This window comes from Streptomyces sp. NPDC058685 (assembly GCF_042714725.1).
In the GTDB taxonomy this organism is placed as follows: Bacteria; Actinomycetota; Actinomycetes; order Streptomycetales; family Streptomycetaceae; genus Streptomyces.
Window position 1 is genome coordinate 295,256 of record NZ_JBHXSL010000001.1, and the last position, 22,798, is coordinate 318,053.

23 protein-coding genes are annotated in these 22,798 nt (G+C 71.9%); 8 read left to right on the plus strand and 15 right to left on the minus strand.

Features of this window, described 5'->3' with window-relative positions; translation table 11 throughout:
• Positions 1 to 20 precede the first annotated feature (20 nt).
• Both ACFWU3_RS01395 and ACFWU3_RS01400 read right to left on the minus strand, forming a co-directional pair.
• Positions 21 to 734, minus strand: a complete 714-nt coding sequence (locus ACFWU3_RS01395; RefSeq protein WP_384429397.1) for a L,D-transpeptidase family protein — start codon at positions 732 to 734, stop codon at positions 21 to 23.
• A gap of 109 nt (positions 735 to 843) precedes the next feature.
• Entirely contained in the window at positions 844 to 2,115 is a 1,272-nt protein-coding gene (locus ACFWU3_RS01400) for an MFS transporter (RefSeq protein WP_384429400.1), read from the minus strand.
• Positions 2,116 to 2,177: 62 nt separating this feature from the next.
• Between ACFWU3_RS01400 and ACFWU3_RS01405 the strand changes: the two genes are divergently transcribed.
• Positions 2,178 to 3,131, plus strand: coding sequence for a LysR family transcriptional regulator (locus ACFWU3_RS01405; RefSeq protein WP_384429403.1), 954 nt, complete (start codon positions 2,178 to 2,180; stop codon positions 3,129 to 3,131).
• A 51-nt stretch (positions 3,132 to 3,182) separates the two neighbouring features.
• Here the strand turns inward: ACFWU3_RS01405 and ACFWU3_RS01410 are convergent, their stop codons facing one another.
• On the minus strand, positions 3,183 to 4,043 hold the full coding sequence (locus ACFWU3_RS01410; protein ID WP_384429406.1) for an alpha/beta hydrolase: 861 nt from the start codon (positions 4,041 to 4,043) through the stop codon (positions 3,183 to 3,185).
• A 103-nt stretch (positions 4,044 to 4,146) separates the two neighbouring features.
• Here ACFWU3_RS01410 and ACFWU3_RS01415 point away from each other — a divergent pair, with 103 nt between their 5' ends.
• The 3 genes from ACFWU3_RS01415 to ACFWU3_RS01425 all read left to right on the plus strand — a co-directional run bounded on the left by ACFWU3_RS01415 (position 4,147) and on the right by ACFWU3_RS01425 (position 6,757).
• Positions 4,147 to 5,301, plus strand: a complete 1,155-nt coding sequence (locus ACFWU3_RS01415; protein ID WP_327681008.1) for an adenosine deaminase — start codon at positions 4,147 to 4,149, stop codon at positions 5,299 to 5,301.
• A gap of 122 nt (positions 5,302 to 5,423) precedes the next feature.
• Positions 5,424 to 5,816, plus strand: coding sequence for an ATP-binding protein (locus ACFWU3_RS01420; RefSeq protein WP_384429409.1), 393 nt, complete (start codon positions 5,424 to 5,426; stop codon positions 5,814 to 5,816).
• A gap of 119 nt (positions 5,817 to 5,935) precedes the next feature.
• A complete protein-coding gene (locus ACFWU3_RS01425; RefSeq protein ID WP_384429412.1) occupies positions 5,936 to 6,757 on the plus strand; it encodes a hypothetical protein in 822 nt (273 codons plus the stop codon).
• 13 nt (positions 6,758 to 6,770) lie between these two features.
• On the opposite strand, the gene ACFWU3_RS01430 is transcribed toward ACFWU3_RS01425, so the two are convergent.
• From ACFWU3_RS01430 to afsQ1, 5 genes are all read right to left on the minus strand, one after another.
• Positions 6,771 to 6,971, minus strand: coding sequence for a PspC domain-containing protein (locus tag ACFWU3_RS01430; RefSeq protein ID WP_313944515.1), 201 nt, complete (start codon positions 6,969 to 6,971; stop codon positions 6,771 to 6,773).
• Between the two features lie 102 nt (positions 6,972 to 7,073).
• Entirely contained in the window at positions 7,074 to 7,643 is a 570-nt protein-coding gene (locus ACFWU3_RS01435; protein ID WP_384429416.1) for a VanZ family protein, read from the minus strand.
• A 151-nt stretch (positions 7,644 to 7,794) separates the two neighbouring features.
• A complete protein-coding gene (locus ACFWU3_RS01440; RefSeq protein ID WP_384429419.1) occupies positions 7,795 to 8,430 on the minus strand; it encodes a hypothetical protein in 636 nt (211 codons plus the stop codon).
• Positions 8,427 to 10,004, minus strand: a complete 1,578-nt coding sequence (locus tag ACFWU3_RS01445) for an ATP-binding protein (protein WP_384429422.1) — start codon at positions 10,002 to 10,004, stop codon at positions 8,427 to 8,429. The genes ACFWU3_RS01440 and ACFWU3_RS01445 overlap by 4 nt, the downstream gene beginning before the upstream one ends.
• 40 nt (positions 10,005 to 10,044) lie before the next feature.
• The gene (gene afsQ1, locus ACFWU3_RS01450; RefSeq protein ID WP_175257369.1) at positions 10,045 to 10,722 is read right to left on the minus strand and encodes a two-component system response regulator AfsQ1; all 678 of its coding nucleotides are present in this window, start codon (positions 10,720 to 10,722) and stop codon (positions 10,045 to 10,047) included.
• 236 nt (positions 10,723 to 10,958) lie between these two features.
• On the opposite strand from afsQ1, the gene ACFWU3_RS01455 reads away from it, so the two are divergent.
• The gene (locus ACFWU3_RS01455) at positions 10,959 to 11,693 is read left to right on the plus strand and encodes a SigE family RNA polymerase sigma factor (protein ID WP_313944512.1); all 735 of its coding nucleotides are present in this window, start codon (positions 10,959 to 10,961) and stop codon (positions 11,691 to 11,693) included.
• 253 nt (positions 11,694 to 11,946) lie between these two features.
• On the opposite strand, the gene ACFWU3_RS01460 is transcribed toward ACFWU3_RS01455, so the two are convergent.
• Positions 11,947 to 12,582, minus strand: a complete 636-nt coding sequence (locus ACFWU3_RS01460) for an ATP-binding protein (protein WP_384429425.1) — start codon at positions 12,580 to 12,582, stop codon at positions 11,947 to 11,949.
• A 126-nt stretch (positions 12,583 to 12,708) separates the two neighbouring features.
• Between ACFWU3_RS01460 and ACFWU3_RS01465 the strand changes: the two genes are divergently transcribed.
• Positions 12,709 to 13,119 carry a hypothetical protein gene (locus tag ACFWU3_RS01465; RefSeq protein WP_384429428.1) on the plus strand — a complete coding sequence of 137 codons (411 nt, stop codon included), beginning with the start codon at positions 12,709 to 12,711 and terminating at the stop codon, positions 13,117 to 13,119.
• A 117-nt stretch (positions 13,120 to 13,236) separates the two neighbouring features.
• On the opposite strand, the gene ACFWU3_RS01470 is transcribed toward ACFWU3_RS01465, so the two are convergent.
• Genes ACFWU3_RS01470 through deoC form a run of 3 tightly spaced genes read right to left on the minus strand, consistent with a single transcriptional unit; the run spans position 13,237 to position 16,537 of the window.
• A complete protein-coding gene (locus ACFWU3_RS01470) occupies positions 13,237 to 14,151 on the minus strand; it encodes an aldehyde dehydrogenase family protein (RefSeq protein ID WP_384429431.1) in 915 nt (304 codons plus the stop codon).
• The gene (locus ACFWU3_RS01475; protein ID WP_384429434.1) at positions 14,144 to 15,583 is read right to left on the minus strand and encodes an aldehyde dehydrogenase family protein; all 1,440 of its coding nucleotides are present in this window, start codon (positions 15,581 to 15,583) and stop codon (positions 14,144 to 14,146) included. Before ACFWU3_RS01475 ends, ACFWU3_RS01470 begins: the two co-directional genes overlap by 8 nt.
• Before the next feature lie 6 nt (positions 15,584 to 15,589).
• A complete protein-coding gene (gene deoC, locus ACFWU3_RS01480) occupies positions 15,590 to 16,537 on the minus strand; it encodes a deoxyribose-phosphate aldolase (protein WP_313948890.1) in 948 nt (315 codons plus the stop codon).
• 1,079 nt (positions 16,538 to 17,616) lie between these two features.
• On the opposite strand from deoC, the gene ACFWU3_RS01485 reads away from it, so the two are divergent.
• Complete coding sequence (locus tag ACFWU3_RS01485; protein ID WP_384429437.1) at positions 17,617 to 18,246, plus strand: PH domain-containing protein; 630 nt, start codon at positions 17,617 to 17,619, stop codon at positions 18,244 to 18,246.
• Positions 18,247 to 18,422: 176 nt separating this feature from the next.
• Entirely contained in the window at positions 18,423 to 18,764 is a 342-nt protein-coding gene (locus ACFWU3_RS01490; protein WP_384429440.1) for a hypothetical protein, read from the plus strand.
• Between the two features lie 4 nt (positions 18,765 to 18,768).
• Here ACFWU3_RS01490 and ACFWU3_RS01495 read toward each other — a convergent pair whose 3' ends face one another.
• The 3 genes from ACFWU3_RS01495 to ACFWU3_RS01505 form a co-directional block, all read right to left on the minus strand.
• Positions 18,769 to 19,974 carry a hypothetical protein gene (locus tag ACFWU3_RS01495; RefSeq protein WP_384429443.1) on the minus strand — a complete coding sequence of 402 codons (1,206 nt, stop codon included), beginning with the start codon at positions 19,972 to 19,974 and terminating at the stop codon, positions 18,769 to 18,771.
• A 144-nt stretch (positions 19,975 to 20,118) separates the two neighbouring features.
• Positions 20,119 to 21,768, minus strand: coding sequence for a phospho-sugar mutase (locus ACFWU3_RS01500; RefSeq protein ID WP_384429446.1), 1,650 nt, complete (start codon positions 21,766 to 21,768; stop codon positions 20,119 to 20,121).
• A 108-nt stretch (positions 21,769 to 21,876) separates the two neighbouring features.
• A complete protein-coding gene (locus tag ACFWU3_RS01505; protein WP_384429449.1) occupies positions 21,877 to 22,707 on the minus strand; it encodes a purine-nucleoside phosphorylase in 831 nt (276 codons plus the stop codon).
• Between the last annotated feature and the right edge of the window lie 91 nt (positions 22,708 to 22,798).

The window sequence follows — 22,798 nt, forward strand, 5'->3', positions numbered from 1 at the left end:
GAGGGGACTGACAGCGGGGGTCAGGTTCCCGGCTTGCGCCCGTACACGTGCACGTCGTCGCCGTTCTTCAGCAAATTCCAGTATGCCTTCGCCTCCGCGGGCCGCATATTGACGCAGCCCCCAGAGCCCGGCGGGTTGTACATCGACTTCGTGACCGAGTGGAAGGCCTGGCCGCCGTCGAAGAACTGCGAATACGGCATCCGGACCTTGTAGAGGGTCGAGAAGTGATTGATGCTCCGCCAGTAGATCTTCCTGGCGCCGGTACGGGTCTCGGTGCCGTTCTTGCCCGTACGCACCGCGACCGGTCCGTAGACCAGCTTCTTGCCGTCCTGGATCCAGGTCAGCTGACGGGTCAGGTCGACACAGGCGATGCGGCCCTTGTTGGTCGGACACTTGCCCGCCGCGTTCGGGTTCTTCCCCGCCGCGCGCTGCGCCAGGATCGTGTTCATCGTCTGCCAGGTCAGCGGGCCGGCGTAGCCGATGGTCGGGGTGATCCCGTGCCATCCCTGGAAGGTCCGGATCGCCTTGCAGTCGGCCGCCGACTGCTTGCCGTCCACCGGACGCCCCATGAACTTCTCGACCTGCTTCTGGTACGGCCCCGTCGCCGTCGTGCACGAGGCCGCGGCGGCCGGCGCGCTGCCTATCGCCATCGTGAGCGGGACCACCAGACCGGTCAGGCCGAGCACCACTCCCGCCCGTCTCCGTATGCCCTGCGTCCCCCCGGTGCGACCCATCGCCACCAACTCCCCTCCGTGGACCGCGCCGACGCGCGGGTCTGCCAGCTTTGACGCTCACGGAGGAGCCGCGGTTGTACGGGAGAGGGACCAATTTCGCGCGGGTTCGTCAGCGCTGTGCGCCGGCGAGCAGCATCCGGTGCTCGGCGCGGGCCACCCGGGTCCCGTAGAGCGTGATCGACACGACGCCGAGCACGGCCAGCAGGCCCAGCAGGACCGTGCCCGCCCAGCCGCCGGAGTGGTAGGCGAGGGCGCCGAGCGCACCGCCCGCGCTGCTGCCGAGGTAGTACGCGGACTGGTACAGCGCGGACGCCTGGGCCCGGCCCGTCTTCGCCGTGCGGCTCACCGAGGACGAGGCGACCGCGTGCCCCGCGAAGAACCCCGCGGTGATCAGCACCAGGCCGAGCAGCACCGCCGGCAGCGTGTCCGCCAGCGAGAGCAGCAGACCCGCGGCGGTCGTGGTGACCGCGAGGTAGAGGGCTCCGCGGCGGCCGAGGCGGCCGACGAGCTTCCCGGCGGCGGCGGAGGAGACCGTACCGACGAGATACACCAGGAAGATCGAACCGACGATGCCCTGCGGCAGGCTGAAGGGGGCCTCGACCAGCCGGTAGCCGATCACCGTGTAGACCGCGCCGAACACCGTCATGAACAGCGCGCCGATGGCGTACAGCCGCAGCAGCAGCGGGTCGGCGAGATGACCGCGGACGGTCGCGACGAGGGCGCGCGGGTTCACCGAACCGGGCGTGAAATGACGGGCCCTGGGGAGCATCGCGCGGAACACCAGCGCGCACACGAGGGCCATCAGGCCGACTGCGGCGAGCGCCGCGCGCCAGCCCCAGAGCTGCGCCACCCATCCGGTGACGATCCGCCCGCTCATCCCGCCGATGCTGTTGCCCGCCACGAACAGGCCGATCGCTGCCACCAGCGCCTTCGGCCGCACCTCCTCCGCGAGATACGCCATCGCCGAGGCCGGTAGTCCGGCCAGCGCCGCGCCCTGCACGGCGCGCAGCGCCACCAGCCACTCCAGGCTCGGCGCGAACGGCACCAGCAGTCCCACCGCCACGGCGACGGCCAGCGACGCCGTCATCACGGTGCGCCGACCGAAGCGCTCGGAGAGCGAGCTCATCGGCAGGACGCACACGGCCAGCGCGGCGGTCGCCGCGGAGACGGTCCAGCTGGCGGCGGACGCGCTCACGCCGAAGTCGGCGGAGACGGCGGGCAGCAGCGCCTGCGTGGAGTAGAGGAGGGCGAAGGTGGCCATACCGGCGGCGAAGAGCGCGAAGCTCATGCGGCGATAGCCGGGCTGCCCGGGGGAGAGGCGTTCGGGGGACGACGGGCCGGCGCCCACGGGAGTGGACGCCTTGGTACTGGCGGGAGACATGCTTCGAACGTAGGCGCCGGAACTTCATGCGTCCAATGCATGGATTGGCCATAATCGTTCCCATGGTGCATGACCACAGCTCACAGCCTCGGCTGTCACCGAGTAGTTACGAAGAAGACATCACGCTGCTGCTCGCGCCGCGCCTCGCGTACTTCGCCGGAGTCGCCCGCCACGAGCATGTGACGCGCGCCGCACAGGAGATGGGGGTGCCGCAGTCGACCCTGTCCCGGGCGATGGTGCGCCTGGAGCACGACCTCGGTCTGTCCCTGTTCGCGCGCAAGGGCCGCACCGTCTCGCTCACTCCGGCGGGCCGGACCTTCCTCGCCTCCGTGGAGCGGGCGCTGGGCGAGGTCGAGCGGGCGGCGGACTCGGTGCGGGCGGACGCCGATCCCAGCGCGGGAAAGGTGGCGTTCGGTTTTCTGCACACCATGGGGTCGGAGACCGTGCCGGGGCTGCTGCGGGCCTTCCGCGCCGACCATCCGCGCATCCGCTTCACTCTCGTGCAGAACTACGGCGAGGCCATGCTGGAGCGGCTGCGCGCGGGAGAGCTCGACCTGTGCCTGACCTCGCCGGTACCGGACGCACCCGACCTGGTCGCCCGGCGCCTGGACGAGCAGCGGCTGCGCCTGGTGGTGCCCGACGACCACCGGCTCGCAGGCCGCCGCCGCATCCGGCTGGCGGAGGCGGCGGACGAGGTCTTCGTGACCCTCGAACCCGGCTACGGTCTGCGCCGGATCACCGACGACCTGTGCGCGGAGGCCGGCTTCACCCCGCGGGTCGCCTTCGAGGGCGAGGAGGCGGAGACCCTGCGCGGGCTGGTGGCCGCGGGCCTGGGCGTGGCCCTGCTGCCGCCGCCGGCCGTCGCGCGACCGGGTGTGGTGGAGCTGACGGTGACCGCCCCGCGCGCGGTCCGCGAGATCGGCCTCGCCTGGCTCGACGGACACCCCGACACCGCCCCGGTGGCGGCGTTCAAGAAGTTCCTGCTCTCCCGCCGGGGCAACCTGCTCCCGGACTGAGAAGCCCGTCCGGGAGGCGTCCGGGCAGGCACCTGCCAGGGCGGCGCGGGCCTACCGTCGCAGCGATCGGCCGAAGCCGGCCGCCAGCGGCATCCGCAGCCCGAGCGGCGGCGGGGCCGCGAGCGCGTCGGCCACCGGGCGGGCGTAGGGCCGGGTGAAGAGGGCGCCCAGGACGAAGTCGGCCGCCAGCGCCTGGACTTCACCGTGGTGCTGCCGCAGCGCGTTGCCGTCCGTGTGGACCTCGAAGCGGCAGGTGTCGCGGTTGGTCTTCTTCGCCCGCTCGGCCAGCCGGTAGGACAACTCCGGGTCCGTACGCGCGTCGTTCGTGCCGTGCACGATCAGGACCTGCCGGCCGACGAGCTGTTTCACCGGTTCGGGTGCGGCCGCCATGTCGTCCTCGGGCAGCCACGGGGCAAGCGCCAGAACGGAGTTGACCGCCGCGTGGCCCGCGGCGTGCAGGGCCGCGCGACCGCCGATGCCATGGCCCACGAGACAGACGGGCACATCCCCGTACCGCTGGAGCACCTCGTCCGCCACCCGCGCCGCGTCGACGGCGGGCTGAGCGTCCGTTCCGTTCCAGCCCCGGAAGCGGTAGTGGACCGCGTGCACCACCAGTCCGTGCTCGCGCCCCGCGCGGGCCAGCGACCGGCCCATCGGCAAGGCCGCCGCGTACGCCAGCGGTGAGGGTCTGCGGACGGACTCGGGCTCCCCGTCGGGCAGGAGCAGCACCACTCCGCCGACCGCCGGACCGGCGCCCGCCGCCCGGCCGCCCACCGGCCGGCCCAGCCGGGCCTCCCGCCTGCGCCGGCTGTCTCGCTCTCCCCTCGCCACGGTCGCCTCACGGCGGGTTCCCGTACCTCTGGCCTGGTCGCCCGGACGCCCCCACCACAGGGGCGATGCGTGGTGTGCCATGACAGAACAGTCTCAGAAGGGCGGGTGTACTCCACCCGTACGCACGGTCACTGTTACGTATCGACCCGGCTCTCTCTACGCGCGTAGGGGCTAGAGTGCGCAGATGACGAGCCAGACCCTCAACACGCCCACCGCGGACCAGATCCGCCGTGCTCCGAAGGTGCTCCTGCACGACCACCTCGACGGCGGGCTGCGTCCGGGCACGATCATCGAACTCGCCCAGGCACACGGCTACGAACGGCTCCCCGAGTCCGAGCCGGACAAGCTGGGCATCTGGTTCCGCGAGGCCGCCGACTCCGGCTCGCTGGAGCGCTATCTGGAGACCTTCGCGCACACCTGCGCCGTCATGCAGACCCGTGACGCCCTCTTCCGGGTCGCCGCCGAGTGCGCCGAGGACCTCGCCGAGGACGGCGTGGTCTACGCGGAGGTGCGGTACGCCCCCGAGCAGCACCTGGAGGCAGGTCTCACGCTCGAAGAGGTCGTCGAGGCCGTCAACGAAGGCTTCCGTGAGGGCGAGCGGCGTGCCCGTGAGAGCGGTCACCGCATCCGTGTCGGCGCGCTGCTCACCGCCATGCGGCACGCGGCCCGTGCCCTGGAGATCGCCGAACTGGCGAACCGCTACCGCGATCTGGGCGTCGTCGGCTTCGACATCGCGGGCGCCGAGGCGGGCTTCCCGCCCACCCGTCACCTGGACGCCTTCGAGTACCTGAAGCGCGAGAACAACCACTTCACCATCCACGCCGGTGAGGCCTTCGGTCTGCCGTCGATCTGGCAGGCGCTCCAGTGGTGCGGCGCCGACCGCCTCGGGCACGGCGTGCGCATCATCGACGACATCGAGGTGGCGGACGACGGCACGGTGCGGCTCGGCCGCCTCGCCGCGTACGTACGGGACAAGCGCATCCCGCTGGAGCTCTGCCCGACGTCGAACCTGCAGACCGGCGCCGCCGACTCGTACGCCGACCACCCCATCGGGCTGCTGCGGAAACTGCACTTCAGGGCCACCGTCAACACCGACAACCGGCTGATGAGCGGCACCAGCATGACCCGTGAATTCGAGTTGCTGACCGACACCTTCGGATACACGCTCGACGACATGCAGTGGTTCACCGTCAATGCGATGAAGTCGGCGTTCATTCCTTTCGATGAACGACTGGCGATGATCAATGACGTGATCAAGCCCGGATACGCCGAGTTGAAATCCGAATGGCTGTTCCGTCAGACCGCCACGACCAGCGATTCTTCCTCCGGCGGAAAGTGATCGTACTTATCGGGAAGCGGCCGGGAACGTCAACACTCGGCCGCTTCATGGTGTTTGCCACTCCTGTGGGGCGGGGCTAGCTTGCAGAGCCGCTCATATTCCCGTCCCGAGGAAAACCCCTGATGAAGCAGTCTGCTGTCAAGACTCTCGGTGCCGCCGCTCTCGGTGCCGCCTTCGCCGCCGCCGCCGCGGGCTCCGCCGCCGCTGCCCCGGCGACGCTCCCCGACACCGCCACCCCGCTCGACAGCGTCACGAGCGTGGCGCCCGTGCAGAACGCCGTCACCAAGCTCCCGGCGGGTGCCCCCGCGTCGCTGGCCGGTGGCCAGCAGGCGCTGACCGACGCCGTCGGCCCGGTGGCGGCCACGCTGGAGGGCGTCACGGACAAGGCGCTGCCCACCGACGGTGCTGCCGACCCGGTCGCGGGTCTGCTCGGCGGCCTCCCGATCGCCGGGGGCCTTCCGCTGAACGGTCTGCCGCTGAACGGCCTTCCGCTCGGCGGCCTCCCCCTCGGCTGAGACACGGACGGACGGCGATCTTCCGACGGGCGCAACCGACATCCGCCGGACGCCACTGAAGTGGGGCGCACATCCCGAATCGGATGTGGGCCCCACGTCTGTGTGCCAGGATCGCCGCCATGCGCCCGATGACCGCCGGGACAAGCGCCCGACCGACCCTGCTGACAGCCCTCTCCGCCTTCTCCGCCCTCCTGCTGGCCACGGCCTGCACGAGTGACGACGGCAAGGAACCCGCCAAGGGCTCGGATGCGCCCGCGAGTTCGGGCGCGACCACCGGCGCCGGACCGGCCGACGGGGGGAGCGGCGACGGTGGTGCCGGCGGTGACAGTGACAAGGGAGACGGCGGCGACACCTCGAAGCCGCTCAGCAGCCCCCAGTTGGAGCGCTCCGCGCTGGCCACCGGAGATCTGCCCGGCTTCCAGGTGTCCAGCGGCAAGAGCGCCCTCGCCCCCGCCGGGCAGCCCGCCGCCGACACCCCGACGTGCCAGCCGCTCGCCGATGCCATGGGTGACGCGCCGAGCCCCCGGGCGAAGAGCACGGTCAACCGCGGGCTGGGCTCGGTCAAGAACGTCGGGCTGGCGGTGTCCGCCTCGGTCAGTGCCTACAGCGAGGCGGACGCGGTGAAGCTCATGGACGGACTGAAGAAGGCCGTCGGCGCGTGCGGCAAGGGATTCACCGCGACCCTCCAGGGCCGCAGCGGCTCCTACCGCGAGGTGAAGGAGAGCCCCTTCACCACCAAGGGCGCCGACGAGACCGTCAGCTGGACGGCGGTCGGGACCAACGAGGGCGTGGCCACCCCGGTCCATCTGGTCGTGGTGCGCCAAGGCGCCACGGTGGCGCGGTTCATGGCGCTCGATCTCGCGCGGCGCGTACCGCCGCGCGTCCCCCGGGAAGTCGCCGACAAGCAGCTGGCGAAGGTCGGCCAGGTGCGGGCCGGCTGAACCGGCAGGTGCTCTACCAGGCCGTCGTGGCGGTCTTCTCGGCCGGCAGGAACAGCCACAGCGCCAGATAGACCAGGAACTGCGGGCCGGGCAGCAGGCACGAGACGGCGAAGATGACCCGCATGGTGCCGGCGGATGTGCCGAAGCGCTGTGCCAGCGCGGCGCACACGCCACCGATCATGCGTCCCTCACGCGGGCGGACAAGTGCGGCCATGATGGGCTCCTTTGCGAGAACCGTATGCGGATGTTCAGGAGCGGTTCCCGGTGGCTCCTGATGTATCCATGGTGGCTCTCGACAGGGGTGCAAAGCGTCGCTCTACGGTGCGATCCCGACCCTGGGAATCGTCGGGGTCGCCCCCTGAGACGGCTCCTCCCGCAGGACGGCACCGCGCGGCCGCGAGGAGGACCCGGCGCCCGCGCCCCCCTGCCTGCGGCGCAGCCGGGCCCGCCCGGCGGGCACGACCAGCAGATGGGCGATCGTCACCCCGGCGGTGTTCAGCAGCAGCGAGTCGACGTCGAGCACCCGCCCCGGTACACCGGTCTGGAGTAGCTCTATGGCGAGGGAGAGGAACGCGCCGGCCGCGACGGTGCGGGCCAGCGAGGCCAGCGGCGAGACCATGAGCCGGCCGCCGGCCATGGGCAGCAGGACGCCGAGCGGCGCGAGCAGCAGCAGTCCCTCACCCATCCGGCGAGCGGCCTCCACGGGGCCCAGCGCGAGGTCGGCCTTGATACCGGCGAAGGGCTCGAGATTCGCGGCCGTCACCCACAGCACGTCCAGCGGGCGCAGGGTCAGCCATGCCACGAGCAGCAGATGCGCGAGGAGGAGGGTGACCCCCGCCGCGCGGAAGCGGATGACGGCACTGCCGCCCTGACCTTGACGCTGCACGCCCCCCAAGACGCACGCTGCGCGCGAATCGGTTCCGGAAGCTTTCAAGTGGAAGCCGTACGGGTCGCTCCGCGCGGCTCCGTACGGACCGTCGCCGCACCCCACAGCGCCGTCGGCGGGACGGACGTGACGTACGTCCCAGGGCCTGTCGCTACTCCGACACGGACGGGGACGGCAGCGCTCCGAGCGTCGGCACCGTCTCGTCGGGGCGCTCCTTGGCCGTCTGGGAGCAGGAGTAGCTCCGGGGGGCGTACGCACCGGGGCCGCCGAGCACCACCGCGCCTCCCGGGGCCGCGGCCCGGCTCTCCGCGAACGTGCAGACGATCTGGGCGAGCGCCGGCGCGGGCAGGTCCTCGGGCTGGCGGTTCAGCCGCAGCGTGCCCGCCGGGTCCCCCTTGCGCGGCCCGCCGGCCACGATCGGCCCGCGGACGTACGTGGCGAAGCCCGCCTCGCGCTCCGAGGACGACGGCTCCTTCTGCAACTCGTCGATCAGCGCCTGGGCCACCTGCACCCGGTCGGTCAGCGCCTTCTTCTCGGGCACCCCGGCCGTACGGTCCACGGACTCCAGCTGGGAGGCGCAGACGAGATAGACGCGCACCGGGACACCGCTCTCCGGCTGTGCCTGGGTGATGTTGCCGCCCGACACCTCGCACGGCACCCGCGACGGCGCCGGTCCGGCGTCGACGGGGACCTGGGTGGACCTGATGCCGCACCCGCCGATGGCGAGAGCGCCCAGGAGGGCGGCGAGCGCCACCACCGCCCGCCTGCCCGCTGCGTCCGGCGTCACCGTGTGCCTTCCTCTCCCCGGTCACGGCTCTGTGCGTCCGTGCCCTCGTCCGGCCCGGTGTCCACGTCGGTGTCGCCGTGCCCGTCGCAGTCCTTCGCGTCGGAGGACTCGCGCGGCAGCCGCAGCACGAACACCGCACCGTCACCGTCCGGCGAGTTCGCCGCGGTGATGGTGCCGCCGTGGATGTGCGCGTTCTCCATCGCGATCGACAGGCCCAGGCCGCTGCCCTCGGAACGCGGCCGTGACGCGCTCGCCTTGTAGAAGCGGTCGAAGACATGCGGCAGGACGTCCTCGGGGATGCCGGGCCCGTGGTCCCGTACCTCGATGAGCAGTTCGCCGTCGACCGGGCGCACCGACACGCGTACCGGCGAGCCGCCGTGCTTGAGCGCGTTGCCGATCAGGTTCGCGAGGATCACGTCGAGCCGGCGCGGGTCGAGCCGCGCCATGATGCCGCGCTCGGCGTCCAGGTCCACGGCGTCCAGCCAGGCGCGGGCGTCGATGCACGCGGTGACCTGGTCGGCGACGTCGACGTTGTCCACGACGAGCCTCGCGGTGCCGGCGTCGAAGCGGGTGACCTCCATGAGGTTCTCCACCAGATCGCCGAGCCGCCGGGTCTCGCTCACCACCAGGTTCACCGCCGGCGCGATCATCGGGTCGAGCGTGTCGACCTCGTCCTCCAGCACTTCGGTGACGGCGGTCAGCGCGGTGAGCGGAGTGCGCAGTTCGTGCGACATGTCGGCGACGAAGCGGCGGCTGGACTCCTCCCGCGCGCTCATGTCGTCGACCTTCTTCTCCAGCGACTCGGCCGTCTTGTTGAACGTCCGTGCCAGTTCGGCCAGTTCGTCCGTCCCCGACACCCGCAGCCGGGTGTCGAGCTTGCCCTCGCCGAGCCGCCGGGCCGCCTCGCCCAGCCGGTGCACCGGCTTCAGTACGGTCGTGGCCGCGGCCTGGGCGAGCAGCGCCGAGCCGACGAGCGCCAGCGCGGTCGCGATTCCCAGCGACCAGGCCAGCGAGTTGAGGTCCTGCCGTTCCTGGTCCAGCGACTTGAAGACGTAGCCCGTCGGGCCGCCGCCGACGATGCGGGTGCCGCCGACGAGGAAGGGCGAGCCGTTGCGCTCGGTGCGCAGCCAGTACAGGTGGTACGGGACCTGGTTGCCCGCACCTATGTCCTGCCGCTTGTCCACCGCATCGCGCAGCCGCCCCGGCACGTCGTCCAGCGTGAAGGTGTCCGGGTCGGAGGTGACGACCACCGGCTTGCCCTCGTCGCGCTGACCGATGAGGAGCACGCTGTAGTCGGCGTTGCCGTCGGCCATCTGCTCGGCGGCCTCCTGGAGTTCGGCCTGCGTCGGCTCCAGCGGCAGCGCGGCCGCCCGGTTCTGCATGTCCTGCCGGAAGTCCGCGAGGGCTGAGTCCTGCGTACGGGTCAGCACGGCTTCCCGGTTCAGCCAGTACGCGATGCCCGAGGCGGAGACCGCCGCGGTCAGCGCGACCGCGGCGAAGACCACGACCAGCCGGAGCCTGAGGCTCGTCCAGCGAAGCGGGGCGAGTATCGCGCGCTTTGCGGCACTGCTCACCGAGGGGTTCCGTTCATGGGAATGACGGTGCAGACATGTGTCACTGCGGAACGTCCAGCCGGTAGCCCACACCGCGCACCGTGCGGATCAGGGTCGGCGAGGACGGCACGTCCTCGACCTTCGCCCGCAGCCGCTGGACGCAGGCGTCCACCAGTCGTGAGTCGCCGAGATAGTCGTGCTCCCACACCAGACGCAGCAGTTGCTGCCGCGAGAGCGCCTGCCCGGGCCTGCGGCTCAGTTCGAGCAGCAGCCGCAGCTCGGTGGGCGTGAGCTGGAGGTCCTCGCCGTTCTTGGTGACCGTCATCGCCGAGCGGTCGATGACCAGGGAGCCGAAGGTCGCCGAGTCGGTGGACTCCCGCTCGCCGCGGCGCAGTACGGCCCGGATACGGGCGTCCAGCACACGGCCCTGCACGGGTTTGACGACATAGTCGTCCGCGCCCGACTCCAGGCCGACCACCACGTCGATGTCGTCGCTGCGTGCGGTCAGCAGAATGATCGGCAGCTGATCGGTGCGCCTGATGCGGCGGCACACCTCGAAACCGTCGATCCCGGGCAGCATCACATCCAGCACGATCAGGTCCGGTCGCTGCTCGCGCAGCAGTTTCAGACCGTCCTCTCCCGTCGCCGCGGTGGCCACTCGGTGGCCCTGGCGTGACAGCGAGAGTTCGAGGGCCGTGCGGATGGCGTCGTCGTCCTCGATCAGCAACAGGAAAGGCACGGTGGTCATTCTGGCCCATGTGTGCGCCGTAGTTCGACTGCTGGAGCGCTCTCACACGCTTCCTCCCCTTGTGAGAGGCGTAAAGAGAGCTTTGCGAACCGGTGGCGAAGCAGGGCCGTGACGTCCCGGCGGCCCCTGTGACAGGCCTGTGACAGTCGGCGGACACCGCCATGAAATCGCCTGGGCAAGCTTTTGGCACACGGACGGAAACAGACTCCACCGACGGGGGGCGCGAGATGAACGCACTGCACAGCACCAACTCAAGCGCAGTTGTCACGCGTCTCCATGACGTCGTGAGGGGACCGGAGAAGTCCGGCGCCGTGAACGGGCGGGGGTGCGTTCGGGGCGCCGGGCGTCAGCACAAGCCGTCGTACATGACGGTCGTTGACGTGCCCACGGGGGGCAGCGGAGCGGCGTACGGGGAGGGCTCGGGGGAGCAGGCAGGACTGTCGGAGGCGGAGTTCACCGCCTACGTGCAGGAGCGCCGTTCCTCCCTGTACGCCACCGCCTACCACCTGACCGGTGACCGGTTCGAGGCCGAGGACCTGCTGCAGAGCGCGCTGTTCTCGACCTACCGGGCCTGGGACCGGATCAGTGACAAGGCGGCGGTCGGGGGCTACCTCCGCCGCACCATGACCAACCTGCACATCAGCGCCTGGCGCCGGCGCAAGCTCAACGAGTACCCCACGGAGGAGCTGCCGGAGACGGCGAGCGACACCGACGCGATGCGGGGCACGGAGCTGCGTGCGGTGCTGTGGCAGGCGCTGGCCAGGCTGCCCGAACTCCAGCGGACGATGCTGGTCCTTCGCTACTACGAGGGCCGCACCGACCCGGAGATCGCGGAGATCCTGGACATCAGTGTCGGCACGGTGAAGTCGAGCATCTGGCGGTCGCTCCGCCGGCTGCGCGAGGACGAGGTCCTCAGCTTCGGCCGTGACGAGGAGGAGTCCTTCGGCGAGCTCGTGGCCTGAAGGCACCGGGGGGAAAGAGAAGGGGGCCGCCGTTTCGGGGGAGACGGCGGGAGTGGGGGATCACGGGGGTCACGGGGGACCCACGGGGGAAACGGAGCGGGACCGGACAGGCCGGGGGGTCTTGTCCGGCCCCGCTCTGTCGTGTTGCGGGGTGTGCGAACCGCCGCCGCGGGGCGCGTCACCCGGCGTGCCGGGCGGGTGTTACGCGGGCGTACGGCGCGAGGCCGTTACGCGGGCATGCGGCGTGCGCGCGTCATGCGAGGGTCGCGGGCGCGCGGCGGCAGCGGCCCGCCGCGGCTGCCGCGAACCGGCCGAGCGCCTCGTCCTTGCCGCACGGATACGCGCCCAGCTCCCGCTGCCGCGCCACGATGCCCCGCTCGGCCCGCATGAGCCGCCAGCCGCGGCGCACGAGGAAGCCCACCGACTTGCGGCCCTCGCGCAGATCCCGCACCAGCCGGCGCCGGAAGGTCGTGGACGGCCGCCCGCGCAGACAGAGCGCGTCCGCCAGTACGCCGAGGTCCTGGCATCGCGCCACGATGTCCGCCGCGAAGATGCCCTCCGCCACGAACAGCGGTGTGCGCCCGATGTCGAGCGACTCCCGGTCCACTCGCGCGCTGGTGGCGAGGTCGTACACGGGAACGGTTGTCCGTCCCGTACGGCACAGCTCCACCACGGCGGCCACCGCCGCGTCCGCGTCCCACGACCCGGGGGAGTCCCAGTCGATGTCGGAGGTGCCCTCCACCAGCGGAAGCGTCGGGTCGTCACCCTCCTTGTAGAAGTCGTCGAGGCGCAGCACGGGCAGGCCCGTACGGGCGGCGAGGGACGACTTCCCGGATCCTGAGGGGCCCGAGAGCAGCACGACACGAGTCGGTATGGGGGATGAGCTCACGGGACACCAGTGTGACGCATTGACCCGTGAAGGGGACCCCTCGGGGCAGACGTTGGTATTCGACGTCACACCTCAACTACGCTGCGTGCCCAACCGATTACTCGTCTCGTCCAGTCAGGAAATCCCATGGCACGTCACACAGCCCCCCAGTCCCGGCGGCTCGCCCTCCGCGCAGGTCTGACCGTCGCGGCGGTGGCCGCGGCCCTCGGCGCGAGCGATGCCGCCCACGCGGCACCGGCGGCTCCCGTGGGTCTCGATGCGCTCGGCGCCGCCCTGCCGGCCGGGCAGGACGCCGGACCGGCCGCCGGTCTGACCGGTGTGGTCACCAACTCGGTCACCGGTGTCGCCCAGCTCCGCAGCCTCCAGCTGAACCCCTTGGCCAACACCGGAGTCGACCCGCTGGCCAACGGAGTCGCCACCCAGGTCGCCGACTTCAAGCCGCTCTCCACCACCGCCGCCACCGGGCCGCTCGCGTCGGGCGCGGCGCTCGAGGACCTGCCGGTGATCGGCGGTGTCGTGGGAGCCCTGCCGCTCTGAGCACCTCGCTCATGTCCGGGCCCCTGTGCGGCCGGACACGAGAGGAGCCCCCTGCCGCCGGACGGGACGGCAGGGGGCTCCTGATCGGGGGGCTCCTGATCGGGGAGCCGGATCAGCTCAGTAGGCCGAGCCGGACGCGCCGAGCGAACCCGTCGGGTGCCAGACCGTCTTGGTCTCCAGGAACGCGGTCATACGGTGCGTACCGGGGTCGGCCGCGTAATCCACAGCCTGGGGACGGAGAACCCGCTTCAGGTTGTCAGCCGCCGCGATCTCCAGCTCCCTCGCCAGCATCTCGTCGGCGCCGGTCAGGTCGATGGCGTTGACGTCCTGGTGCGAGGCGAGCGGGGTCGCGATCTCGGCCGTACGGCCGGAGAGCACGTTGACCACACCGCCGGGCAGGTCGGAGGTGGCCAGCACCTCGCCGAGCGAGAGCGCCGGCAGCGGTGCCTTCTCGCTCGCCACGACGATCACCGTGTTGCCCGTGGCGATGACCGGGGCGATCACCGAGACCAGGCCGAGGAACGACGACTCCTGCGGCGCGAGCACGGCGACGACACCGGTCGGCTCGGGGGTCGACAGGTTGAAGAACGGACCCGCGACCGGGTTCGCGCCGCCCACGACCTGGGCGATCTTGTCCGTCCAGCCCGCGTACCAGACCCAGCGGTCGATCGCCGCGTCCACGACCGCCGACGCCGCGGACTTGGACAGCCCCTCGGCGGCCGCGACCTCGTTGCTGAACTGCTTGTGCCGGCCCTCCAGCATCTCCGCGATGCGGTAGAGGATCTGACCGCGGTTGTACGCGGTCGCGCCCGACCAGCCGCCGAACGCCTTGCGCGCCGCGACGACCGCGTCACGGGCGTCCTTGCGGGACGAGAGGGGCGCGTTGGCCAGCCAGGTGCCCTTGCCCGCCGCGTCAGCCGCTGATGTTTTCGCCGTCACCTCGTACACCCGGCCGCTCTCGGAGCGGGGGAACTTGCCCCCGACGTACAGCTTGTAGGTCTTGAAGACGCTCAGACGAGTCACGTCAGACATCGAGGTAGGCCTCCAGACCGTGGCGGCCGCCCTCGCGGCCGAAGCCCGACTCCTTGTAGCCGCCGAAGGGCGAGGTCGGGTCGAACTTGTTGAAGGTGTTGGCCCACACCACGCCCGCGCGGAGCTTGCCCGCGACCGCGAGGATGCGCGAGCCCTTCTCCGTCCAGATGCCGGCGGAGAGGCCGTACTGGCTGTTGTTCGCCTTCGCGACCGCCTCGTCCGGCGTACGGAAGGTGAGTACCGACAGCACCGGGCCGAAGATCTCGTCACGGGCGACGGTGTGGGCCTGGGTGACGCCCGTGAACAGCGTCGGCGCGAACCAGTAGCCCGAGGAGGGCAGCTCGCACGGAGCCGACCAGCGCTCGGCACCCTCGGCCTCACCGGTCTCGGCGAGCGCGGTGATCCGCGCCAGCTGCTCCGCGGAGTTGATCGCGCCGATATCGGTGTTCTTGTCCAGCGGGTCGCCCAGACGCAGCGTCGACAGCCTGCGCTTCAGCGAGTCCAGCAACTCGTCCTGGATCGACTCCTGGACGAGCAGCCGGGAGCCGGCGCAGCAGACCTGGCCCTGGTTGAAGAAGATGCCGGTGACGATGCCCTCGACGGCCTGGTCGATGGGGGCGTCGTCGAAGACGATGTTGGCGCCCTTGCCGCCGAGTTCCAGGGTGGCCTTCTTGCCGGTGCCCGCGATCTGGCGGGCGATCGCCTTGCCGACGCCGGTCGAGCCGGTGAAGGCGACCTTGTCGACGCCCGGGTGCTCGACGAGCGCGGCGCCGGTCTCGCCGTAGCCGGGAAGGATGTTGACGACACCCTTCGGCAGGCCCGCCTGACGGCAGATGTCGGCGAAGAACAGCGCGGAGAGCGGGGTCGTCTCGGCGGGCTTCAGCACCACCGTGTTGCCCGTGGCGAGCGCGGGCGCGATCTTCCACGCCAGCATCAGCAGCGGGAAGTTCCAGGGGATGACCTGGCCGGCGACGCCGAGCGGGCGCGGGCTGGGGCCGTAGCCCGCGTGGTCGAGCTTGTCGGCCCAGCCCGCGTAGTAGAAGAAGTGCGCGGCGACGAGGGGGAGGTCCGCGTCACGCGTCTCCCTGATCGGCTTGCCGTTGTCCAGCGTCTCGAGGACGGCGAGCTCGCGGCTGCGCTCCTGGATGATCCGCGCGATGCGGAACAGGTACTTGGCACGCTCGGCGCCGGGCAGCGCGGACCACTTCTCGAACGCCTTGCGGGCGGCCTTCACGGCACGGTCCACGTCCTCGGTGCCGGCCTGGGCGACCTCGGCGAGGACCTCCTCGGTCGACGGCGAGACGGTCTTGAAGACCTTGCCGTCGGCGGCGTCGGTGAACTCGCCGTCGATGAACAGGCCGTACGACGGCGCGATGTCGACGACCGAACGCGACTCGGGGGCCGGCGCGTATGCGAATGTCTGCTTGTCCATGGGGTCTCAGTCCACCGTGACGTAGTCGGGGCCGGAGTAGCGGCCGGTGGCCAGCTTCTGGCGCTGCATCAGCAGGTCGTTGAGCAGGCTCGACGCACCGAAGCGGAACCAGTGGTTGTCCAGCCAGTCCTCGCCGACGGTCTCGTTGACGAGGACGAGGAACTTGATCGCGTCCTTGCTGGTACGGATGCCGCCCGCGGGCTTCACGCCCACCTGTACCCCAGTCTGCTCCCGGAAGTCGCGAACGGCCTCGAGCATGAGCAGGGTGTTCGACGGGGTGGCGTTGACCGCGACCTTGCCCGTCGACGTCTTGATGAAGTCGGCGCCCGCGAGCATGCCGAGCCAGGAGGCGCGGCGGATGTTGTCGTACGTGGAGAGCTCGCCGGTCTCGAAGATGACCTTCAGGCGGGCGGCGCCGGAAGCCTCCTTCACGGCGAGGATCTCCTCGTACACCTTGAGGTACCGGCCGGCGAGGAACGCGCCGCGGTCGATGACCATGTCGATCTCGTCCGCACCCGCGGCGACGGCGTCGCGGACGTCCGCGAGCTTCACGTCGAGGGCGGCGCGGCCGGCGGGGAACGCGGTGGCGACGGAGGCGACCTTCACGTCCGAACCCTGGAGGGCGGCCTTGGCGGTCGCGACCATGTCGGGGTAGACACAGACGGCGGCGGTCGTCGGGGTGCCGCGGTCGGTCGGATCGGGACGTACGGCCTTGGCGGCGAGCGCCCGGACCTTGCCCGGGGTGTCCGCGCCTTCGAGCGTCGTCAGGTCGATCATGGAGATGGCCAGGTCGATGGCGTAAGCCTTGGCCGTGGTCTTGATCGAACGGGTACCGAGGGACGCGGCGCGCGCTTCGAGGCCGACGGGGTCGACGCCGGGGAGCCCGTGCAGGAAGCGGCGCAGCGCAGTGTCGGACGCCGTCGCGTCGGCGAATGCAGGTGCAGTGGTGGGCATGGTCACCAGATGAGCATATCTACGCGCGTAGCGACCTGTACAGGGGGAGGGGGGTGGTTGTGCGGGTCGCTGGGGCGGGGCCAGGGTGCTTGGGGGGTGGGTGCTTGTGGGGTGCGGGTCCCTGGGGCGGGGCCTGGGTGCTTGGGGCGCGGGTGCTTGTGGGGTGCGGGTTGCTGGGGCGGGGCCAGGGTGCTTGGGCCTCGGGTGCTTGTGGGGTGCGAGTCCCTGGGCGGGGCCTGGGTGCTTGGGGCGCGGGTTCTTTTCGGGCGTCGGGTCCGGGGGCCCTCCGGGCTCGACTCCTCGGGGTCGGCGGCGTACAGCTGTGTCGTGTTGGTCACCCGGGTGTTGCCGCCGATCCCCTGCGGGGCCGACCCTGCACGCCCCCTCCCGGCGGGTTGAGGACCCGGCCGGTGGCGGTGCGGGTACATGTGAGCCCGAGCCGGTTCGGGCGGCCGGGGTGGGATGCGGCGCGAAGCTGCCGCAGAGGGGGTGTGGGGCGCAGCCCCAAGGGATCACCTCCACCCGCACCTGACCGGGGGCGGCCAGCCGGCGCCGCGCGAAGCTGCCGCAGCCAGGGGGTGTGGGGCGCAGCCCCAAAGGATCACCTCTCCACCCGCACCTGACCGGGGCGGCCAGCCGGCGCGGCGCGAAGCTGCCGCAGCGGGGGTGTGGGGTGCGGCCCCGCATGAACCAGTTCGTCCACCAGGACGGCGTGGGGGCGCCAACTCCGCAGGCACGGGGCCTGGGGGCCCAGCCACCAGGACCTTTCCCGCCCGCACCGGACAGGTGCGGTCAGCCGAGGCGGCGCGAAGCTGCGCCGCGCAGAGGGGCGTGGGGCGCCGGCCCCACAACCCCTACTCCGACTCGCACCGGACGGTGCGGAGCCCTCGCGGCGCGAAGCTGCCGCAGGCAAGTGGGTGTGGGGCAGCCCCATAACCCCGTCCCGCCCGCACCCGGCAGTCATCCCCGTCGGGCGCGGCCGCACCGGGGCGTGGGGCGCAGGTCCGCGGGATCTGCGGTTGTGCGGCAGCAGGGGGTCTGGGGCGCAGCATCAGGCGGGGGTGCGGCAGAATCGGGGGATGAGCAGTTCGCCGAGTCCCGCCGAGAGCACCTATGCCGACCGCGTCTTCCGGTCGTCCGCCGGAATGGGCGGTGGGGTGTTGCTGCTCGCCCTCGTCGCATGGATCGCCGGGGACGCTCTCGTCCGGGGCGAGGGGCGCACCCCCTGGATCGCCCTCGCCGGGGCCCTGCTCGTCGTGCCCGTCGTCGTCGCGTTCACGATGCGGCCCGCCGTCTTCGCCAACGACGACCGGCTGCGGATCAGGAACCCGTTCCGGACGATCACCCTGCCCTGGGGGGACGTCGCCGATGTGCGGGCGTCGTTCTCGAGCGAGGTGTTCACGCAGGACGGGAAGAAGGTCCAGCTGTGGGCCGTGCCCGTGTCGTTGCGGCAGCGCAAGCGGGTCTCGCGGCGGCAGATGCAGCGGGCGCACGACGATCCGCACGGGCGGACGTCCGTGAACGCCGATGTGAGCGACAAGGCACGACTGGCGCCGGCTGATCAGACCGTCGCCGATCTGCGGGAGATGGCCGAGCGCAATGCCTCCCGGCCCGAAGCGCAGGGGCACATGCAGGTCCGCTGGGCGTACGAGCTGCTCGCGCCCACCCTCGCCGGGCTCGTCCTGCTCGTCGTCCTGCTGGCCGTCTGACCCGTTCCACCGGGCGATGGCCTGGGGGCGGCCGAGGGGCAACGCCCGGATGAAGGACCGCTCCACCTCCCCTGTTCGGCCCCGCCCCTCCCGTACGCATCCTTAGATTGCCCCTGCCGACGCAGTGGGGGTGAGGCATGGTCGGGCGAGCCGACGAAGGCAGTTGGACAGCCGGGTTGTCCGGGACGAGGTGCCGGATCGACGTCGACGGCGCAGGCCGGTACGGCTGGCGGCTGATCGCCCCGAACGGGCGCGTGGTGGCCGTGTCGGCGAGCACGTTCGGCGATCACGGCTCGTGCGCCGCCGCGTTCGTGTCCTTGTGCGCCGGGCACGCCGAGATGACCGGCGGGGTGCAGCACACCCCCGACGGCAACGGCTGGGTGTGGCTGCTCCGCGACGCCGACGGCCGGGCCGCGGCCGTCTCCGGGCGGGCGTACGAACGCCATTCGACGTGCCGCGCCGCACAGCAGCGTTTCCGCTCGCTCCTCGCGGAGTCGGCCGTCGGCGGACACGGCTGAGAGGTCACGGCGGCCCCTTCCAGACCAGCAGCATGTACGCGCCCAGCCACGCGGACATCAGTGTGGAGGCGCCGAGGACGACGGCGACCGTCGCCTTGCGCCGGGCCCGGGCCAGTGCCTGGGCCACCGGAAGCAGCAGCGGGAATCCGGGCAGCAGGAAGCGCGCCCGGGGGAAGTAGACGCCGCCGCTGCCGAGCACCACCAGCAGCAGTACGCCGGTGAACACCAGCAGGGGCAGCGGCTGCCGGTCCACCGCGCACAGCAGGAAGAGCACGACGGAGAGGATCAGCACCGCGGAGACGGCCAGCACGAACAGCTGGGGCCGGGTCATGTAGATCAGTTGCTGCCGCAGCTCCAGCAGGGTCGCCCGGCCGCCGTCCCAGTCGTTCTTCCACAGCCGTTGCACGGCGAAGTAGCCGTCCACGCGGCCCACTCGCGCCCCGACCCAGGCGACGAACCCCAGCCAGCCCAGCGGCGCGAGGCACGCGCCGGCCACGGCCGCCCGGCGGACGCCGGGGTCGCGCCGGGCGGCGAGCAGCGCGGCGAGGCAGACGGCCGCCGCCACCGCGATGCCCGTGGGCCGGGTCAGCCCCGCCAGGGACGCGAGCGAACCCGCCCAGAGCCAGCGGCCGGTGAGCACCGCGTACAGGGCCCAGGCCGCGAGGGCGGTGAACAGCGACTCCGTGTAGCCCATCCACTGCACCATCGCGACCGGCAGCGTGCCCCACAGGACCGTGAGCAGGGTGCCGACCCGTCGGCCGCGGAGCCGGTCGCCGACCGCGAAGACGCCCCACGCGGCGACGAACGAGCAGACGATCGCGAGCATCAGGCCGACCGAGGCACGGGAGCCGGGCGTGACCGCGGCGGCCGCCTTCACCAGCGCCGGATAGAGCGGGAAGAAGGCGAGGTTGTTCTCGTTGACCGCGGTGCCGAGCCGGTCGGTGTACCCGTGCTCGGCGATGCCGAGGTACCAGTCGGAGTCCCAGGAGGTGGCCAGCGTGGGCCAGATGCCGTGGCCCTTGGCGTGGGCGAGGCGGGCGACGACCAGCAGTCCGCACAGGCGGACCGCGAGATAGGCGGTCAGGGCCGGGGCCGCGCGCCGCAGCGAGCGCAGCAGCCGGCTCCCCGCGCCGGGTGCGTCCCCCCGCCCCGGGGCCGGTGGCCGCCGGGAGGCGGGGACGAATGCGTGGACGGTCGCGGCGGGAGACACGGCGGCTGCTCCTGGGACTCGGCGTGCGCTACCGGGTCACACCCTTGCCCGGACGGCCCCGGGGAGCGGGGCGGGCTGCCGCCACGCCGTACGAGATTCACCCGTACGGGCGGCCCCGCGCGGTGCCCTGGCCCGCGCCCGCCGTCAGATGCCGGCCGCCGCCGAGAGGTCCCGCTTGACCGCCGTCAGCACCTCGGTGGCCCGCTCGCGCGCGGCGGGCAGCGCGGCCGCGTCCCCGACCGGGACGACGACCTCCAGGTAGCACTTGAGCTTGGGCTCCGTGCCGCTCGGGCGGACGATGACGCGGGCGGTGAACTCGCCGTCGAGGTGGTACCGCAGACCGTCCGTCGGCGGCAGCGTCTCCGTACCGCGGGTCAGGTCCTCCGCGCTGGTGATCCGCAGCCCGGCCAGTTCGGCCGGCGGCTGCTCGCGAAGCCGGCGCATCGCGTCCGCGATGATGCTCAGGTCCTCGACCCGCACCGAGAGCTGGTCCGTGGCGTGCAGACCGTGTTCGACGGCCAGGTCGTCGAGCAGATCGGTCAGTCCGCGGCCCTGCTCCTTGAGTTCCGACGCCAGCTCGGCGACGAGCAGCGCGGCGGTGATGCCGTCCTTGTCGCGGACGCCCTCGGGGTCGACGCAGTAGCCGAGGGCCTCCTCGTAGCCGTAGCGCAGGCCCTCGGCGCGGGCGATCCACTTGAAGCCGGTGAGCGTCTCCACGAAGGGCAGCCCGGCCGCTTCCGCGATCCGGCCCAGCAGGGACGAGGACACGATCGACTCCGCGAAGGTGCCCGTCGCGCCCTTGCGGACGAGGTGGGCGGCGAGCAGCGCGCCGACCTCGTCGCCGCGCAGCATGCGCCACTGGCCGACCGCGCTGTCGTCGGGCACCGCGACGGCGCAGCGGTCGGCGTCGGGGTCGTTGGCGATGACGATGTCCGGCCGGACCCGGCGCGCGGTCTCGAAGGCGAGATCCATCGCACCCGGCTCCTCGGGGTTCGGGAACGCGACGGTCGGGAACGCGGGATCGGGCTCGGCCTGCTCCGCCACGAGGACCGGTTCCGGGAAGCCGGCCCGGGCGAAGGCGGCGGTGAACACCTCCGTGCCGACGCCGTGCAGGGCCGTGTGGACGACACGGACGCCCCGCGGGGACCCGGCGGCCAGCACGGCGTCCGTACGCGCCAGATAGGCCTCCAGGACCTCCTCGCCGAGGATTTCCCAGCCGGACTCGGCGCGCGGCACGTCGTGCAGGCTGTGGATCGCGTCGATCTCGGCGGCGATCTCCGCGTCGGCGGGTGGCACGATCTGCGAGCCGTCGCCGAGGTAGACCTTGTAGCCGTTGTCGCGCGGCGGGTTGTGGCTCGCGGTGACCTCGACTCCCGCGACGGCGCCCAGCTGCCTTATGGCGAAGGCGAGTACGGGAGTCGGCAGCGGACGCGGCAGCACGGCGGCCCGGAGGCCGGCGGCGACCATGACCGCCGCGGTGTCGCGCGCGAAGTCGGCGGACTTGTAGCGGGCGTCGTAGCCGATGACGACGAGGCCGCCCTCCTCGCCCTTGGCCCGCAGATATGCGGCGAGGCCCGCTGCCGCGCGGATCACGACGGCTCGGTTCATCCGCATGGGACCCGCGCCGAGCTCGCCGCGCAGACCGGCGGTGCCGAACTGGAGCGTGCCCGCGAACCGGGCCGCGAGCTCGTCGGTCTCCCGGGACTCGATGAGCTTGCGCAGCTCGTCGCGGGTCTCGCTGTCCGGGTCCTCGGCCAGCCAGGCCTCGGCCCGGGCGATGAGGTCCTGCGTCACGGTGTGTGCCTCTCGTGATGGGTCGGGGGGAACTCCGGCCCGGCCGGCGATGAAGGGCACGACCGGGGGCCGTTCTCCGGGGACCCGGGTCCCCGGAGGCGACAGACGTCAGATCCGGTCCAGGACCCTCGTCAGCAGCGAACCCATGCGCGCCGCCGAGTCGCGGCCCGCCTGGAGCACCTCTTCGTGGTTGAGCGGCTCGCCCGTCAGTCCGGCCGCCAGGTTGGTGACGAGGGAGATGCCGAGCACCTCCGCGCCGGCCTCACGGGCGGCGATGGCTTCGAGCACCGTGGACATGCCGACCAGGTCGCCGCCCATGACGCGGACCATGTTGATCTCCGCCGGCGTCTCGTAGTGCGGGCCGGGGAACTGGACGTAGACCCCCTCCTCCAGCGAGGAGTCGATCTCCTTGCACAGCGCGCGCAGCCGCGGCGAGTACAGGTCGGTCAGGTCGACGAAGTTCGCGCCGATGATCGGGGAGGCCGCCGTCAGGTTGATGTGGTCGCTGATCAGCACCGGCTGACCGGGGCGCATGCCCTCGCGCAGACCCCCGCAGCCGTTGGTCAGGACGACGGTCTTGCAGCCCGCTGCCACCGCGGTGCGCACACCGTGTGCGACGGCGGCGACGCCGCGGCCCTCGTAGTAGTGCGTACGGCCCAGGAAGACGAGCGCGCGCTTGCCGCCGATGCGGTACGAGCGGATCTTGCCGCCGTGGCCCTCGACCGCCGGGGGCGGGAAACCGGGCAGTTCGGTGACCGGGAACTCGGCCTCGGGAGCACCGAGCGCGTCCACGGCGGGCGCCCAGCCGGAGCCCATCACCAGGGCTACGTCGTGTGTCTCGGCGCCGGTGAGCTCGCGCAGGCGGGCGGCGGCGGCGTCGGCCGCGCCATGGGGGTCGGCGGAGACGCCGTTGAGGTCCGGGTTCACTGATGCGTTCACGCGAATGAGGGTAGCCGGTCATTTCCTACGCGCGTAGATGACGCAGCATACGGCCTTCGGATCGTTGTCTTGTCGTTTCCGACGAACACGC

What these genes read in the sequence shown, in the direction of transcription:
- ACFWU3_RS01395 (WP_384429397.1), bottom strand. Translation starts at nt 734, where the DNA reads ATGGGTCGCACCGGGGGGACGCAGGGCATACGGAGACGGGCGGGAGTG.
- ACFWU3_RS01400 (WP_384429400.1), bottom strand. Translation starts at nt 2,115, where the DNA reads ATGTCTCCCGCCAGTACCAAGGCGTCCACTCCCGTGGGCGCCGGCCCG.
- ACFWU3_RS01405 (WP_384429403.1), top strand. Translation starts at nt 2,178, where the DNA reads ATGGTGCATGACCACAGCTCACAGCCTCGGCTGTCACCGAGTAGTTAC.
- ACFWU3_RS01410 (WP_384429406.1), bottom strand. Translation starts at nt 4,043, where the DNA reads ATGGCACACCACGCATCGCCCCTGTGGTGGGGGCGTCCGGGCGACCAG.
- ACFWU3_RS01415 (WP_327681008.1), top strand. Translation starts at nt 4,147, where the DNA reads ATGACGAGCCAGACCCTCAACACGCCCACCGCGGACCAGATCCGCCGT.
- ACFWU3_RS01420 (WP_384429409.1), top strand. Translation starts at nt 5,424, where the DNA reads ATGAAGCAGTCTGCTGTCAAGACTCTCGGTGCCGCCGCTCTCGGTGCC.
- ACFWU3_RS01425 (WP_384429412.1), top strand. Translation starts at nt 5,936, where the DNA reads ATGCGCCCGATGACCGCCGGGACAAGCGCCCGACCGACCCTGCTGACA.
- ACFWU3_RS01430 (WP_313944515.1), bottom strand. Translation starts at nt 6,971, where the DNA reads ATGGCCGCACTTGTCCGCCCGCGTGAGGGACGCATGATCGGTGGCGTG.
- ACFWU3_RS01455 (WP_313944512.1), top strand. Translation starts at nt 10,959, where the DNA reads ATGAACGCACTGCACAGCACCAACTCAAGCGCAGTTGTCACGCGTCTC.
- ACFWU3_RS01465 (WP_384429428.1), top strand. Translation starts at nt 12,709, where the DNA reads ATGGCACGTCACACAGCCCCCCAGTCCCGGCGGCTCGCCCTCCGCGCA.
- ACFWU3_RS01470 (WP_384429431.1), bottom strand. Translation starts at nt 14,151, where the DNA reads ATGTCTGACGTGACTCGTCTGAGCGTCTTCAAGACCTACAAGCTGTAC.
- ACFWU3_RS01475 (WP_384429434.1), bottom strand. Translation starts at nt 15,583, where the DNA reads ATGGACAAGCAGACATTCGCATACGCGCCGGCCCCCGAGTCGCGTTCG.
- deoC (WP_313948890.1), bottom strand. Translation starts at nt 16,537, where the DNA reads ATGCCCACCACTGCACCTGCATTCGCCGACGCGACGGCGTCCGACACT.
- ACFWU3_RS01485 (WP_384429437.1), top strand. Translation starts at nt 17,617, where the DNA reads ATGAGCAGTTCGCCGAGTCCCGCCGAGAGCACCTATGCCGACCGCGTC.